Origin of the sequence: Thiohalospira halophila DSM 15071 (assembly GCF_900112605.1) — a bacterium.
Classification (GTDB): Bacteria; Pseudomonadota; Gammaproteobacteria; order Thiohalospirales; family Thiohalospiraceae; genus Thiohalospira; species Thiohalospira halophila.
The window spans coordinates 133,789-148,325 of record NZ_FOMJ01000005.1; the positions used below are offsets into that span (position 1 = coordinate 133,789).

The following is a 14,537-nucleotide window of genomic DNA, read 5'->3' on the forward strand; positions in this document are numbered from 1 at the left end:
AGCTACTCCGGCTCGCCGTCCACCTCCAGCCCCTCGCCCAGGCTCTCGTCGCCCCCCTCCAGCCGCATGGACAGCCGCAGATCGTGGGGCGAGTCGGCGTGGGCCAGGGCCATCTTTGCCGTGATGGTCTCCGCCCGCTGGAGCTCCAGCAGGGACTGGTCGAAGGTGTGCATCCCCTCCTGGTTGAGGCGCGCCATGACCTCCTTGAGCTCGTCGAAGTGGCCGCGGCGAATGAGGTCCTCCACGCGCGGGCTACGCACCAGCGCCTCGGTGGCCGGCACCCGACCCTGTTCGTCCCGGGTGGGGACCAGTTGCTGGGCGAGGACGGCGTGGAGGTGCATGGCCAGGTCCATGCGCACCTGACGGTGGCGCTTCTCCGGGAAGAAGTTGAGGATGCGCTCCAGGGCCTGATCGGCGGTGGTGGCGTGGAGGGTCGCCAGGCAGAGGTGGCCGGTCTCGGCGAAGCCCAGGGCGTAGTCCATGACCTCCGGGGAGCGGATCTCGCCGATGACCACCACGTCCGGCGACTGGCGCAGGGCGTTGCGCAGCGCGGTGGGGTAGTCGTCGGTATCCAGCCCCACCTCCCGCTGGGTTACCACGCTGGCCCCGTGGCGGTGCATGTACTCGATGGGATCCTCCACCGTGAGGATGTGGCCCCGGCCGTTCTGGTTGCGGTGTTCCACCATGGCCGCCAGCGTGGTGGACTTGCCGGAGCCGGCCCCGCCCACCACCAGGACCAGCCCCCGCCGCCGGCCGCACCAGTCGGCCACCACCGGCGGCAGGCCCAGCTCCTCCAGCGTCGGCACCTTCGATTCGATGCGCCGGACCACCATCCCCGCCTGCCCGCGCTGGCGAAAGGCGCTGACGCGGAAGCGGCCGATGCCGCTGCGGCTGAGCGCGAAGTTGGCCTCCCCCTCGATGTCGAACTCCCGCTGCTGGGCCTCGGTCATGGTGGCGCGCACCGTCTCGCGCGTCCCCTCGGGGGAGAGCGCCTCCCGGGAGAGGGCGTGGATGGTCCCCTGGATCCGCAGGCTGGGGGGCAGGCCGGCAGTGACGAAAAGGTCCGACGCCTGCCGCCGCACCATGAGCTTGAGGATGGGGTCCAGGTCGCCCAGCGGCTTCACTGCACCGCCTCCCGGTAGAAGGCGAAGCGCCGCGCCTCCTCGAGATTCACCGAGCCCTGGGCGACCAGCCCCTGGAGGGACTGGTCCAGGGTGGTCATGCCGGCGGCCTGGCCGGTCTGCATCACCGAGTAGATCTGGGCGATCTTGTCCTCCCGGATGAGATTGCGCACCGCCGAGGTCCCCACCAGGATCTCGTGGGCCGCCACCCGGCTACCACTGGTGGACTTGAGCAGGACCTGGGCGACCACCCCGCGCAGGGACTCCGCCAGCATGGAGCGGATCATGTCCTTCTCCGCCGCCGGGAAGACGTCGATGATGCGATCCACCGTCTTGGCCGCGGAGCTGGTGTGGAGGGTACCGAAGACCAGATGGCCGGTCTCGGCGGCGGTGAGCGCCAGGCGGATGGTCTCCAGGTCCCGCAGCTCCCCCACCAGGATGGTGTCCGGGTCCTCGCGCAGGGCCGAGCGCAGGGCGGCGCTGAAATCGACCGTATCGCGATGGATCTCGCGCTGATTGACCAGCCCGCGGCGGGAATCGTGGACGAACTCGATGGGATCCTCGATAGTGAGGATGTGGCCGGCCTCGTTGCGGTTCTTGTGGTCGACCATGGCGGCCAGGGTGGTGGACTTGCCGGAGCCGGTGGGGCCGGTAACCAGGACCAGGCCGGTGCGCAGGGTGGCCAGCTCGCGCAGGACGCCGGGCGCCCCCAGCCGTTCCAGGTCCAGGATCTCGCCGGGGATGTGGCGGAAGGCGGCGCCGGCGCCGCGGTTCTGGTGGAAGGCGTTGACGCGGAACCGGCCCAGGCCGGCCAGCTCCACGGCGAAGTCCAGCTCCTGCTCCTCCTCGTAGGTGCGGCGCTGGCGCTCGGACATGATGCCCTGGATCAGCGCCTGGACCGTGCGGTCGTCCAGCTCGGGGGTGTTCACCCGGCGCAGCTCGCCGTTGATACGCAACAGCGGCGGCATCCCGGCGGAGAGGTGGAGATCGGAGGCGCCCTGGCGAACGGCGAGCGCCAGGAGTTCTTCCAGTTCCATGGCCGTGGTCCTCCCTGATGGTCGCGGCATGGCCGCGCGCGCCGTCCTGGCGCCGATGGTCGCCACGGGTTCCGGGCGACTAGTATCATTACGCTACACCGGGCCGGCGGAGGGAGGCAACGATGGGCGATGTAGCCGCGGACGTGGCCAGGGTGCGCCGCCGGGTGGAGACCGCGGCCCGGGCCGCCGACCGCGACCCGGCCACCATCACCCTGCTGGCGGTGAGCAAGTACCACCCGGCCAGCGCGGTGCGCCAGGCGCTGGCCGCCGGCTGCCACGACCTCGGCGAGAGCTACGCCGACGAGGGGGTGGCCAAGCAGGCCGAGGTGGCCGACGCCACCGCCGTCTGGCACTTCATCGGCCCGCTGCAATCGAACAAGACCCGGCTGGTGGCCGAGCACTTCGACTGGGTCCACAGTGTGGACCGGCTGAAGATCGCCCGGCGGCTGTCGGAGCAACGGCCGGCGGAGCGCGGGCCGCTGCCGGTCTGTCTGCAGGTGAACATCTCCGGCGAGGCGAGCAAGTCCGGCGCCGACCCGGCCGAGGTGCCGGAGCTGGCGGCCGCGGTGGCCGAACTGCCCGGCCTGACGCTGCGCGGCCTCATGGCCCTCCCGGCGCGGGCGACCGACCCGGAGGCGCAGCGCCGGCCCTTTGCGGCCCTGCGCGGCCTGCGGGACGAGCTGAACGCTCGCGGACTGGCGCTGGACACCCTCTCCATGGGGATGTCCGGCGACCTGGAGGCCGCCATCGCCGAGGGCGCCACCCACGTCCGCGTGGGGACCGATATCTTCGGCCCCCGGCCCTAGCCGGGGCGACCCGAACCGCAACCAGGAGGAGACGGCATGCAGGACCTGACCATCGGCTTCATCGGCGGCGGCAACATGGCGCGCAGCCTCATCGGCGGCCTCATCGCCGACGGCGTCGCCGCCGAGAACATCATGGTGGCCGATCCCGACGAGGGGCACTGCCGCGCGCTCACCGCCGAGTTCGGCATCGCCACCCGCCACGACAACGCCGCCGTGGCCAGCACCGCGGATGTCGTGGTCCTGGCGGTGAAGCCCCAGCTCCTCCACGAGGTGGCCACCGGCCTGGCCGAGCTGGCCGGCCCCGGCAACCGGCTCTTCCTCTCCGTGGCCGCCGGGGTGCGGGCGGCCGACATCGAGCGCTGGCTGGGCGAGGGCACGCCGCTGGTCCGGGCCATGCCCAACACCCCGGCCCTGGTGCAGAGCGGCGCCACGGGACTGTTCGGCAACGCCAATACCACCGAGCAGCAGCGCGAGGCAGCGGAGGCCATCCTGCGCGCGGTGGGGCTGACCCTCTGGGTGGACGAGGAGGCGAAGCTGGACGCCATCACCGCCATCTCCGGTAGTGGCCCGGCCTACTTCTTCGCCTTCATGGAGGCGCTGGAGGGCGCCGGCGAGAAGCTTGGGCTGGAGCGGGAACAGGCGCGGCTGCTGGCGGTGCAGACCGCCTTCGGCGCCGCCAAGATGGCCCTGGAGAGCCCGGACGAACCGGGGACGCTGCGCGAGCGGGTGACCTCGCCGGGCGGCACCACCGAACGCGCCCTGGAGGTCCTGGAGGCCGGGGGCATGCGCGATCTCGTGAATGATGCCACCGCCGCCGCCCGCGAGCGCGCCGGCGAGCTGGCCGACCTGCTGGGGGAAAACTGACGCCATGGCCGAGCCCTACACCAACAACGCCGCCGCCTTCCTGATCCAGACCCTGTTCGGGCTCTACCTGATGGCGCTCTTCCTGCGCACCGTCCTCCAGGCGGTGCGCGCCGATCCCCGCAACCCGGTGACCCACTTCCTCATCCGCGCCACCGATCCGGTCCTGCGCCCCCTGCGTACCCTGCTACCGGAGGTAGGGCGAGTCAGCCTGGCGGCGCTGGTGGCCATGCTGGTCATCCAGGCCCTGGAACTCGGGCTGCTGAGCCTCACGGGCGGCGGCACCTGGACCGCCGAGGGGCTGGTGGTCCTGGCCATCGGCCAGCTCCTGGCCCTCGCCATCCAGGTCTGGACCATCGCCATCATCGTCGCGGCGGTACTGAGCTGGATCGCCGCCGGCGGCGGCATGGGCTACAACCCGGTCTTTGCCCTGCTGGACGAGCTCACTGCCCCCTTGCTGCGCCCGGCCCGGGCCATCCTGCCGGACATGGGGGGGCTGGACCTCTCGCCCCTGGTGGTCATCATCGTCCTGCAGCTGTTCAACATCCTGATGGTGGCGCCGGTGCGGGACCTGGGCCTGGTCCTCATGCGGGGCTGACCGGTGGCCGCCGTCGAGCGCGACGGTGACGACCTGGTGCTCACCCTCCGGGTCCAGCCCCGGGCGAAGAACGACGCCATCGTCGGCCCCCACGGCGACGCCATCCGGGTGCGGATCACCGCCCCGCCGGTGGAGGGCAAGGCCAACGACCACCTGGGCCGCTTCCTGGCGAAGCGCTTTGGCGTCCACCGGCGGGATGTCACCCTGATCAGCGGCGAGTCCGGCCGGGACAAGCGCGTGCGCATCGCCGGCGCCCGGCCGGATGCCGAGCTGGCCGAGCTGCTGGGGCTGTCTTCCGACCGGGGCTGATGCGCCTTGGTGGCTCCGTTTGCGAGATTCCCGCCTGCGCGGGAATGACGGGGATGGGCCAACACCGTCGTTCCGGATGGCGCGGGAGGACGTCGGGGATCCGTTGCGTCGATCCGGGCCGCTGTTTAGACTGAAACGCTGTTCATTCCGCGAGGCAGCGGTCCCATGCCGGAGAGCCTACCGGCCGATTCCGTCGGCCTGGTACAGCCCCAGAGTCTGCATTTCGACCAGCCGCTGGAACTCGACTGCGGGCGGGTTCTGCCCGAGTACGAGCTGGTCTACGAGACCTACGGCACCCCCAATGCCGACCGCTCCAACGCCATCCTGGTCTGCCATGCCCTGTCGGGCGACCACCACGCCGCCGGCTACAACTCCATGGAGGACCGCAAGCCCGGCTGGTGGGAGGCCTGTATCGGCCCCGGCAAACCGCTGGATACCAACCGGTTCTTCATCGTCAGCGTGAACAACCTGGGCAGCTGCAAGGGCTCCTCCGGGCCGAACACCATCAACCCGGAGACCGGCCGCTACTGGGGGCCGGACTTCCCCATCGTCACCGTGCGCGACTGGGTCCACAGCCACGCCCGCCTGGCCGATGAACTGGGGATCGAGCAGTGGGCCGCCGTGGTGGGCGGCAGCCTGGGCGGGATGCAGGTGATGCAGTGGGCCATCGACTACCCCGACCGGCTTCGCCATGCGGTGATCATCGCCGGCGCGCCGCGGCTGTCGGCCCAGAACATCGCCTTCAACGAGGTGGCCCGGCAGGCCATCATGTCGGACCCCGAATTCCACGACGGCTACTACCTGCAGAAGGGGACGCTCCCGCGGCGCGGCCTGATGCTGGCGCGCATGCTCGGCCACATCACCTACCTCTCCGACGAGGCCATGCGCGCCAAGTTCGGCCGGGAGCTGCGCACCGACCAGATCAACTTCGGCTACGACGTGGACTTCCAGGTGGAGTCCTACCTGCGCTACCAGGGCCAGTCCTTCGTCGACCGCTTCGACGCCAACACCTACCTGCTCATGACCCGGGCGCTGGACTACTTCGACCCGGCCGCCGAGCACGACGACGACCTGACCGCCGCCCTGGCCCCGGTAACCGCCCGCTCCCTGGTGGTCTCCTTCACCAGTGACTGGCGCTTCTCCCCGGAGCGCTCCCGGGAGATCGTCAAGGCGCTGCTGGACGGCAACAAGTCGGTGGCCTACGCCGAGGTCCAGGCCCACCAGGGGCATGACGCCTTCCTCATGCCCATCGCGCAGTACATGGCCGTCTTCCGCGCCTATATGGACGAGGTGGCGGCCGAACTGGAGGAAGGGGCATGACCAGCGCCATCGACCGCCGCCCCGATCTCGCCATCATCAGCCGCTGGATCCGCGAGGGGGCCCGGGTCCTGGACCTGGGCTGCGGTGACGGCACCCTGCTCGACCACCTGCGCTCCAGCAAGGGCGCCGGCGGCTACGGCATCGAGATCGACGACGCCAACGTCATCGCCTGTATCCGGCAGGGACTCTCGGTAATCCAGTCCGACCTGGACGCCGGCCTCAACGACTTCGACGCCGGCTCCTTCGACTACGTCATCCTCTCCCAGACCCTGCAGGCGGTACGTTATCCCGACCGTCTGCTGGAGGAGATGATGCGCGTGGGCCAGGAGGGCATTGTCACCTTCCCCAACATGGGCTACTGGCGCTACCGCCTGCGGCTGGCGCTCACCGGCCGCATGCCGGTCTCCTCCGCCGCCGCAGCGCCCGGGGAGTGGTACAACACCCCCAACATCCACCTCTGCACCCTCGCCGACTTCGAGGCGCTGTGCGAGGACATGGGGATCGAGATCCTGGAGATGACGGCGGTGAACTCCGCCCATCGCAGCAACCCCTTCATGCGTACCTGGCCCAACACCCTGGGCGAGATCGCCCTCTACCGCTTCCGCCGGCGCTGACCGGCAAGGGCCGGCCTCGAAACCCGCTCCGGCCTGCTATAGTCGGAGTGAGGGAACACCAGACCCCAAGGGGAAGGAGGAGCCATGTTCCACCTCGTCCGCATCGCCGCCCTGGCCATCGCCACCAGCTTCGCCCTCCCGGCCGCTGCCGAGCGCAGCACCGAGGCGGGGGACTGGGTGATCCACTACAACGCCATCGCCACCGAGGATCTCCATCCCAGCGTGGCGGACAACTACGGCATCACCCGCAGCCCCACCCGCGGCCTGATCACGGTGACAGTCATGCGGCCCATCATGGGGACCACCGGCGAGCCGCACACGGCCCGGGTGACCGGGACGGCCAGCAACCTGGCCGGCCAGACCCGCGACCTGAGCCTGCGGGAGGTCCAGGAGGGCAAGGCCGTCTACTACCTGGACACCTTCCGCATCCGTGACGAGGAGACCCTGGACTTCGAGCTAGAGGTCCGCCCGGATGGCAGCGGCGAGACCCACGCGGTCTCCTTCCGCCAGCAGTTCTTCGTGGACTGACCGGCTCAGCCCGTACCCGCCGGGGGCGCCATCACGGCGACCCCCACGGTCCAGATCCCGAACAGCACCACCAGCCCGCCGGCCAGGTTCCGCCACAGCGGCCGGCGGACCTGGGTTGCCAGGGTCGCCGCGAAGACCCCCATCCCCAGCAGCATGGGCAGCGTCCCCAGACCGAAGCTCGCCATGAGCAGCGCCCCCTCCACCATGCCGCCGGCGGCGATGGCCCAGACCAGGACCGAGTAGACCAGCCCGCAGGGCAGCCAGCCCCAGATGAGTCCCAGCCCCAGCGCCTGCCACGGCGTCTTCACCGGCATGAGCCGCCGGCCCAGGGGTTCGATGCGCCGCCAGAGCACGCCGCCAGCGCGCTCCAGCTGGGCCAGCCCCTGCCACCAGCCGCCCAGGTAGAGCCCCAGGGCGACCATGAAGAGCCCCGCCACCACCTGCAGCACCAGCTGGGCCTCGCGCAGGGCGGCGGCGTTGGCGGCGATGAGGCCCACCCCGCCCATGAGCGCCCCGGCGACGGCGTAGCTGGTGATCCGGCCGACGTTGTAGGCGATGAGGTAGGGCATCATCGCCCCCACGCGGTTGCGGATCGACTCCGGCAGCCCCAGGGTCAGCGCCCCGACGATGCCGCCGCACATGCCCACGCAGTGCACGCCCCCCATGAGACCCACGAGGAAGGCGGCGAGGTAACTGGCCTCCTGCGCCATGGTGATCACTCCTGTTCCTTGCCCGGCGCCGCCGGCTGGAACCAGCGGCTGCGCATGAGATGGAGGGCCAGCAGGATGGCGGGCACCCCGGCCACCGCGGCCCAGACGAAGAAGACGAAGTAGCCCCAGCCGTCCACCACCCAGCCGGAGAAACCGCCCAGGAACTTCGCCGGCAGGGTCATCAGGGAGCTGAACAGGGCGTACTGGGTAGCGGTGTAGGCGCTACTGGTCAGCCCCGACAGGTAGGCGATGAAGCAGGCCACGGCGAAGCCGCCGGAGAGGTTGTCGGCACTGATCACCACCGTCAGCCAGCGGATATCCGGCCCCACCCAGGCCATGGTGGCGAAGAGCAGGTTGGTGGCCGCCACCAGGATGGCACCGACGAAGAGCGGGCGCATGGGCCCCAGCCGGACCACCACCACCCCGCCCAGCGCCGAGCCCAGGATGGTCATGGCGAAGCCGAAGATCTGGGTGATGTTGGCGATCTCGGTCTTGGTGAAGCCGAGATCCAGGTAGAAGGGGTTGGCCATCACCCCCATGGTGATGTCGCTCATGCGGAAGAGGCCGATGAAGGCCAGCACCGTCAGGGCGTGCCAGCCGAAGCGGCCGAAGAACTCGTCGAAGGGCGCCACCACCGCGCTCATGAACCACGCCCCGGCCACGCGGATCGGGCGGGACCGCCCCGCCGTCCGGGTGAGGAAGCGCCGCACCCGCCGCTCCGGGGTCACCGCCCGGCGCCCGCCGGAGACCTTCGGCTCGCGCACCACCAGGGTGGTCACGATCCCCACCAGCATGAAGGCGGCCATCATCCGGTAGGCGAAGGGCCAGCCGCCGGCGGCGGCGAAGTAGAGCGCCCCCGCCCCCGCCACCAGCAGGGCCACCCGGTAACCGAGGATGTAGGCCGCTGCCATCCCGCCCTGGAGCCGGGTCTCCGCCGACTCGATGCGGAAGGCATCGATGACCACATCCTGGGTGGCGGCGCCGAAGGCCACCACCAGCGCAAAGACCGCTACCCACCCCAACTGCGCCGCGGGGTCGGTGGCGGCCATCCCCGCCAGCCCACCGGCGACACAGAGCTGGGCCACCAGCAGCCACCCCCGCCGGTGGCCCAGGAGCCGGTGCAGCACCGGCATCCGGATCCGATCGATGAAGGGCGCCCAGATGACCTTGATGGAGTAGGTGATCCCCACCCAGCTGAAGAAGCCGATGGCGGTGCGCGAGACCCCGGCCTCGGTAAGCCACGCCGAGAGGGTGGAGAAGACCAGCAGGAAGGGCAGCCCGGCGGAGAAGCCCAGGAAGAGCATGGCCACCACCGGCGGGTGGCGATAGATGGCGAGGGTGGCAAGCCAGTCGGCAGGACGAAGGGGCATGGGGACTCCGCGGTAACGCGCCGCCATGGTAGCCGCCCGGCCGGTCGTCGACCACCGCGAGTCCGATGCGGAGGAGTTGTCTCCTTTGTTACACAATTATTGTATAAGTTTATGGGTTCACAACGGCCGTAATTCTTGTACACTGTGTAGAACGTTGGACAGGCAAGACGACTCCACTACATCCCGAACAGCAACTGGGGAGAGACCCATGCTCACCGAAATTCAGGAAGATGAGGCGACCGTGGAGGACACCGGCGAGGAATTCGTCGCGGAGGAGACCGAGCTCGACACCCAGAGCTTGTACATGCGTGATATCGGCCGGCACGCCCTGCTGGACGCCGATAGCGAGCGCGAGCTCGGCCGGCGGGTGCAGGCGGGCGACGAGGCGGCCCGCCAGCAGATGATCCAGGCCAACCTCCGGCTGGTGGTGAAGATCGCCAACCGCTATGCCCATCGGGGCGTGCCGCTGCTCGACCTCATCGAGGAGGGCAATCTGGGCCTCATCCGGGCGGTGGAGAAGTTCGACCCCGAGCGCGGCTTCCGCTTCTCCACCTACGCCACCTGGTGGGTCCGGCAGGCGGTGGAGCGGGCCATCATGAATCAGGGCCGCTCGGTCCGGTTCCCCGTCCACGTCGCCAAGGAGCTGGCGCGCTACCAGTCCACGGTGCGCAAGCTGGCCCAGCGGCAGAGTACCGAGGTGACCCCGGACGACGTGGCCCGGGAGCTGAACGCCGACCCCCAGCGGGTGCGCGACCTCATGGGGCAGAGCGCCGACGCCGTCTCCCTGGATGCCGCCTACGGCGACAGCGACGGCGATGGGGCCCCGCTCAAGGACACCGTGGCCGACGAGGGCAACGACCCGGCGGAGCTGCTGGGGGACTACGGCCGGGCCGCCGACCTGGACCACTGGCTGGACCAGCTCGACGCCCGCGAGCGGCAGGTGCTGCGCCTGCGCTTCGGCCTGGATACCGGCGAGTCGGCCACCCTGGAAGAGGTGGGCCGCGAGGTCGGCCTCACCCGGGAGCGCGTCCGCCAGCTCCAGATCCGGGCGCTGAAGCGGCTCCACGGCATGCTGGGCAGCGCCGCTCCCGAGCCCACCCGGGCGGCCATCGCCAGCTGAGGGCCCGGATGACCGGCGAGCCCGGGGACGGTAGAATTCGCCCATGGAAGACTATCAGCGCGAATTCTTCGACCTGGCCCTGGAGTGCGGCGTCCTGCGCTTCGGGGAGTTCACCCTGAAGTCGGGGCGAGTGAGCCCCTACTTCTTCAACAGCGGCCTGTTCGACCGCGGCAGCCACCTGGCGGCCCTGGGGCGTTTCTACGCCCGCGCCATCGTGGAGTCGGGGATCCGGGTGGACAGCCTCTTCGGCCCCGCCTACAAGGGGATCCCGCTGGTCTCCACCACCGCCGTCGCCCTGGCCGACCACCACGACCTCGACCTGCCCTGGGCCTTCAACCGCAAGGAGGCCAAGGACCACGGCGAGGGTGGTCAGCTGGTGGGGGCCCGTCCGGTGGGCGAGACGGTCATCATCGATGATGTCGTCTCCGCCGGGACCTCGGTGCGCGAGTCGGTGGAGATCCTGCGCGCGGTCGGCGCCCGTCCGGCCGGCGTCGCCATCGCCCTGGACCGCCGCGAGCGCGGTCAGGGAGAGCGCGCGGCCGTGGACGAGCTGGCCGACGAGCTGGACCTGAAGATCATCCCCATCGCCGGGCTGGACGAGCTGCTGGAGTTCGTCGCCGCCCGCCCGGAGGTAGCCCCCTGGCACCAGGCCGTGGCGGACTACCGGGAGCGCTACGGCGCCTGACCCACTCCCCTTGAATCCCCGGCCGGTCGCTCCCAGATGGCGGCCGGCCCGGGAACTCGTGTCTCCTCGGGCTGACGAAAGGCGTCGATCCCGGTCGATCCGGCGATCGCATCTTGCCATCCCGCCCAGGGAGGACATCGCCACCATGCCGACCCTTCGCACCGCCAGCGCCTGGCGCGGCCTGTTACTCGGCCTCGCCGGCCTGGCCACCACGGCCTGTGCCGACTCGGGCTCCTCCACCGAGACCAGTGGAGACAACACCCCCGATACCGAAACCGCCGCGCAGCAGCCCCGCGCCCTGCCCGACTTCACCGGCATCGTGGAAGAGCACCGCGAGGCGGTGGTGAACATCAGCACCACCCGCCAGGCCGGGGCGGGCGGCCCGCAGATCCCGGAGCGGTTCAAGGGCACGCCCTTCGAGGAGTTCTTCGAGCGCTTCTTTGGTGGCCCCGGAGGTGGACCGGGCGGCGGACCGGAGCGCAAGGTCCGCTCCCTGGGCTCCGGCTTCATCGTCTCCGCCGACGGCCACATCGTCACCAACGCCCACGTCATCAAGGACGCCAGCGAGGTGATGGTCCAGCTCGCCGATCAGCGTCAGCTGGAGGCAACCGTCGTCGGCCAGGACATGGCCACCGACCTGGCCCTGCTCAAGGTGGATGCCGAGGGGCTGCCCACGGTGGAGTGGGACTCGGATCCCGTGCAGGTGGGTCAGCACGTGCTGGCCATGGGCTCGCCCTTCGGCTTCGAGCACAGCGTCACCTCGGGGATCATCAGCGCCGAAGGGCGCAGTATCCCCGGCAAGGCGGGGGGCTACGTCCCCTTCCTCCAGACCGACGTGGCCATCAATCCCGGCAGCTCCGGCGGGCCGCTGTTCAACCTCGACGGCGAAGTCGTGGGGGTGAATGCCCAGATCTACTCCCGCTCCGGCGGCTTCATGGGGCTCTCCTTCGCCATCCCCAGCGACGTGGCCCGGGAGGTCATCCAGGAGATCCAGGAGAACGGCGATGTCTCCCATGGCTATCTCGGCGTGGGGGTCCAGGACATCAACCGCGAGCTGGCGGACTCCATGGGGCTGGAGAGTGCCCGTGGCGGGCTCATCAACCGCGTCCGCCCCGACTCGCCGGCGGATGAGGCCGGCCTGGATTCCGGGGACATCATCCTCGCGGTGAACGGGGAATCCGTCGCCGAGGCCGGCGACATCCCGCCCCTCATCGGCGCCCTGGACCCCGGTAGCGAGGCCGAGCTGACCATCCTGCGCATCGGCGAGGAGCTGGAGAAGACCGTGACCCTGGGTTCGCTCCGGGAGGCCCGGAGCCAGCCCTCCTCCTCCGGCGCGGAGCCGACCAGCGCCCTGGGCATGCTCCTCGCCCCGGTACCGGAGCAGCTCCGCCAGCAGCGCCCCCTGCCCGAGGAGGGCGGTGCCCTCATCAAGGGCATGCAGGAGGGGCCTGCACAAGAATCGGGCCTGCGCCCCGGGGACGTGCTGCTCAAGCTGGGTAATGAGACGGTCCGCGGCCCCGGAATGGCGGCCGAACTCCTCGCTGAGGTGGAATCGGGGAGCCGAATCCCGGTCCTGGTCCAGCGGGGCCGCCAGACCCTCTACCTGCCCCTTCTCAAGCCCTGAACCCCGCCAGAGCCGCCCACCGGGCGGCTTTTCTTCGCCCCATACACCACACACAAGACCTGACCCCTAATACCTGGGAAATGGGCGATGAACCAAAAAAATGGCCCGGGCCGCTGTGCGGGCCGGGCCAATCTGCCTCGATGGAGGAGCATCGGATGGGAGGCTGTGGGCCTCCCCCGAGGAAAGGGAGGCCACCCATCACTGCCTTCCATTATACAATCTTCGTGCCAACTCGCCACACGCCGTCGTTCGGGTGCCGGCCTGGCGCTATCCCCGGGGTGGCTGCCCTCCCTGGCACCGCTGACGTGACAGCGTCTGCCACTACTGACGGTTCGGAAAGAGGGCGACGGCCAGCAGGCCCCACTGCTGCTCCCAGTGCTCCAGGGGCTGGCGCTGGAAGCCGCTGCGCAGGAACTGCCGCATGCGGCCCTCGGCCACGGAGACCAGGAGGTTGGCCGAGGCGGTGGCGGGGCTGCCCACCGGCAGGTGGCCGGTGCCCTCCCCCTCGCGCAGGATCTGCTTGAAGCGCGTCTCCAGCCGGTCGTAGAAGCCGTCCACCCGCTGGCGCAGCCGCTCTACCTCGCCCACCAGGGCCTCGCCCAGGAGTACCCGCGTGATGCCGGGGTTGCGCTGGGCAAAGCCCAGGAGCACGCCCATGATCCGCTCACAGCGGTCGGCGGGGTCGTCGTGCTCCTCCAGGATGCGGTTGATGAGGCCGAAGACGGCCTCCTCGGCGAACTCGATGAGCGCCTCGAACATCTTCCCCTTGCTGGGGAAGTGGCGGTAGAGCGCCGCCTCGGAGACGCCTACCGCCCGGGCCAGGCCGGCGGTGGTGATCCGCTCCCCCGGCTGCTCCTCCAGGATCCGGGCCAGGGTCTCCAGGATCTCCTGGCGCCGGTTGCCACGCTGGGATGAACCGGTCTGCTCCTCACTCATGGCGACCTCCGCGGATGAGGGTGCCCACGCCCTCGTCGGTAAATATCTCCAGCAGGACCGCGTGCTCCACGCGGCCGTCGACGATGTGCGCCGCCTTCACGCCGCCGGCCACCGCGTCCAGGGCGCAGCGGATCTTGGGCAGCATGCCGCCAGCGATGGTGCCGTCGGCGATGAGATCATCCACCTCGCCGGCAGTGAGGCCGGTGAGGAGATTGCCCTCGGGATCCAGAACGCCGGGGGTGTTGGTGAGCAGCATCAGCTTCTCCGCCTCCAGCACCTCGGCGATGCGGCCGGCGACGAGATCGGCGTTGATGTTGTAGGCGGCGCCGTCCTCGCCCACCCCGATGGGAGCGATGACCGGGATGAAGTCGTCCTCGGCGAGCATGTGGAGGACCGAGGCGTCGATGGACTCCACCTCCCCCACGTGGCCGACGTCGATGATCTCCGGCTCCTGCAGCTCCGGATTGGAGCGGGTAAAGGTGAGCTTGCGCGCCCGGATCATCTCGCCATCCTTGCCGGTGAGGCCCACGGCACAGCCGCCGTGCTGGTTGAGCAGGCGGACGATCTCCTTGTTCACCAGGCCGCCGAGGACCATCTGGACGACGTCCATGGTCTCGGCGTCGGTGACGCGCATGCCCTCGACGAATTCGCTCTCCTTGCCCATGCGGGCGAGGTGTTCGCCGATCTGGGGGCCGCCGCCGTGGACGACGATGGGGTTCATCCCCACCAGCTTCATCAGGACGATGTCCCGGGCGAAGCCCTGCTTGAGGCGCTCGTCCACCATGGCGTTGCCGCCGTACTTGACCACGACGGTGCGGCCGGTGAAGCGCCGGATGTAGGGCAGGGCCTCGGTGAGGACGTGGGCGACGTTCATCGCCTGGGACGGGTCGAGACTCAT

At 70.1% G+C, this 14,537-nt stretch carries 16 protein-coding genes; 10 read left to right on the forward strand and 6 right to left on the reverse strand.

What is annotated here, in order from left to right:
- Nucleotides 1–2: 2 nt before the first annotated feature.
- Nucleotides 3–1,124 (reverse strand): PilT/PilU family type 4a pilus ATPase, encoded by a 1,122-nt coding sequence (locus BM272_RS08445; protein WP_240308073.1) that lies wholly within the window; start codon nucleotides 1,122–1,124, stop codon nucleotides 3–5.
- Nucleotides 1,121–2,158, reverse strand: a complete 1,038-nt coding sequence (locus BM272_RS08450; RefSeq protein ID WP_093428348.1) for a type IV pilus twitching motility protein PilT — start codon at nucleotides 2,156–2,158, stop codon at nucleotides 1,121–1,123. The genes BM272_RS08445 and BM272_RS08450 overlap by 4 nt, the downstream gene beginning before the upstream one ends.
- Nucleotides 2,159–2,280: 122 nt before the next feature.
- Here BM272_RS08450 and BM272_RS08455 point away from each other — a divergent pair, with 122 nt between their 5' ends.
- The 7 genes from BM272_RS08455 (at nucleotide 2,281) to BM272_RS08485 (ending at nucleotide 7,194) form a co-directional block, all read left to right on the forward strand.
- Complete coding sequence (locus BM272_RS08455) at nucleotides 2,281–2,964, forward strand: YggS family pyridoxal phosphate-dependent enzyme (protein WP_093428349.1); 684 nt, start codon at nucleotides 2,281–2,283, stop codon at nucleotides 2,962–2,964.
- Between the two features lie 36 nt (nucleotides 2,965–3,000).
- Nucleotides 3,001–3,828 carry a pyrroline-5-carboxylate reductase gene (gene proC, locus BM272_RS08460; protein WP_093428350.1) on the forward strand — a complete coding sequence of 276 codons (828 nt, stop codon included), beginning with the start codon at nucleotides 3,001–3,003 and terminating at the stop codon, nucleotides 3,826–3,828.
- A gap of 4 nt (nucleotides 3,829–3,832) precedes the next feature.
- On the forward strand, nucleotides 3,833–4,423 hold the full coding sequence (locus BM272_RS08465) for a YggT family protein (RefSeq protein ID WP_159433048.1): 591 nt from the start codon (nucleotides 3,833–3,835) through the stop codon (nucleotides 4,421–4,423).
- A 3-nt stretch (nucleotides 4,424–4,426) separates the two neighbouring features.
- A complete protein-coding gene (locus BM272_RS08470; RefSeq protein WP_093428352.1) occupies nucleotides 4,427–4,732 on the forward strand; it encodes a DUF167 family protein in 306 nt (101 codons plus the stop codon).
- Nucleotides 4,733–4,897: 165 nt separating this feature from the next.
- Complete coding sequence (gene metX, locus BM272_RS08475; RefSeq protein ID WP_093428353.1) at nucleotides 4,898–6,052, forward strand: homoserine O-succinyltransferase MetX; 1,155 nt, start codon at nucleotides 4,898–4,900, stop codon at nucleotides 6,050–6,052.
- A complete protein-coding gene (gene metW, locus BM272_RS08480; protein ID WP_093428354.1) occupies nucleotides 6,049–6,666 on the forward strand; it encodes a methionine biosynthesis protein MetW in 618 nt (205 codons plus the stop codon). The genes metX and metW overlap by 4 nt, the downstream gene beginning before the upstream one ends.
- Nucleotides 6,667–6,750: 84 nt before the next feature.
- The gene (locus BM272_RS08485; RefSeq protein ID WP_093428355.1) at nucleotides 6,751–7,194 is read left to right on the forward strand and encodes a DUF4426 domain-containing protein; all 444 of its coding nucleotides are present in this window, start codon (nucleotides 6,751–6,753) and stop codon (nucleotides 7,192–7,194) included.
- A 5-nt stretch (nucleotides 7,195–7,199) separates the two neighbouring features.
- On the opposite strand, the gene BM272_RS08490 is transcribed toward BM272_RS08485, so the two are convergent.
- Nucleotides 7,200–7,904, reverse strand: coding sequence for a sulfite exporter TauE/SafE family protein (locus BM272_RS08490; protein ID WP_093428420.1), 705 nt, complete (start codon nucleotides 7,902–7,904; stop codon nucleotides 7,200–7,202).
- A 5-nt stretch (nucleotides 7,905–7,909) separates the two neighbouring features.
- The gene (locus tag BM272_RS08495) at nucleotides 7,910–9,274 is read right to left on the reverse strand and encodes an AmpG family muropeptide MFS transporter (RefSeq protein ID WP_093428356.1); all 1,365 of its coding nucleotides are present in this window, start codon (nucleotides 9,272–9,274) and stop codon (nucleotides 7,910–7,912) included.
- Nucleotides 9,275–9,482: 208 nt separating this feature from the next.
- Here BM272_RS08495 and BM272_RS08500 point away from each other — a divergent pair, with 208 nt between their 5' ends.
- The 3 genes from BM272_RS08500 (at nucleotide 9,483) to BM272_RS08510 (ending at nucleotide 12,703) form a co-directional block, all read left to right on the forward strand.
- Nucleotides 9,483–10,394 carry a sigma-70 family RNA polymerase sigma factor gene (locus tag BM272_RS08500; protein WP_159433049.1) on the forward strand — a complete coding sequence of 304 codons (912 nt, stop codon included), beginning with the start codon at nucleotides 9,483–9,485 and terminating at the stop codon, nucleotides 10,392–10,394.
- Between the two features lie 43 nt (nucleotides 10,395–10,437).
- A complete protein-coding gene (pyrE, locus tag BM272_RS08505; RefSeq protein WP_093428358.1) occupies nucleotides 10,438–11,079 on the forward strand; it encodes an orotate phosphoribosyltransferase in 642 nt (213 codons plus the stop codon).
- A 145-nt stretch (nucleotides 11,080–11,224) separates the two neighbouring features.
- Nucleotides 11,225–12,703, forward strand: coding sequence for a Do family serine endopeptidase (locus BM272_RS08510; protein ID WP_093428359.1), 1,479 nt, complete (start codon nucleotides 11,225–11,227; stop codon nucleotides 12,701–12,703).
- Nucleotides 12,704–13,024: 321 nt separating this feature from the next.
- Here the strand turns inward: BM272_RS08510 and slmA are convergent, their stop codons facing one another.
- Nucleotides 13,025–13,639: a nucleoid occlusion factor SlmA gene (gene slmA / locus BM272_RS08515; protein WP_093428360.1), complete on the reverse strand. Its 615-nt coding sequence runs from the start codon at nucleotides 13,637–13,639 to the stop codon at nucleotides 13,025–13,027.
- Nucleotides 13,632–14,537: an acetylglutamate kinase gene (gene argB, locus BM272_RS08520; protein ID WP_093428361.1), complete on the reverse strand. Its 906-nt coding sequence runs from the start codon at nucleotides 14,535–14,537 to the stop codon at nucleotides 13,632–13,634. The genes slmA and argB overlap by 8 nt, the downstream gene beginning before the upstream one ends.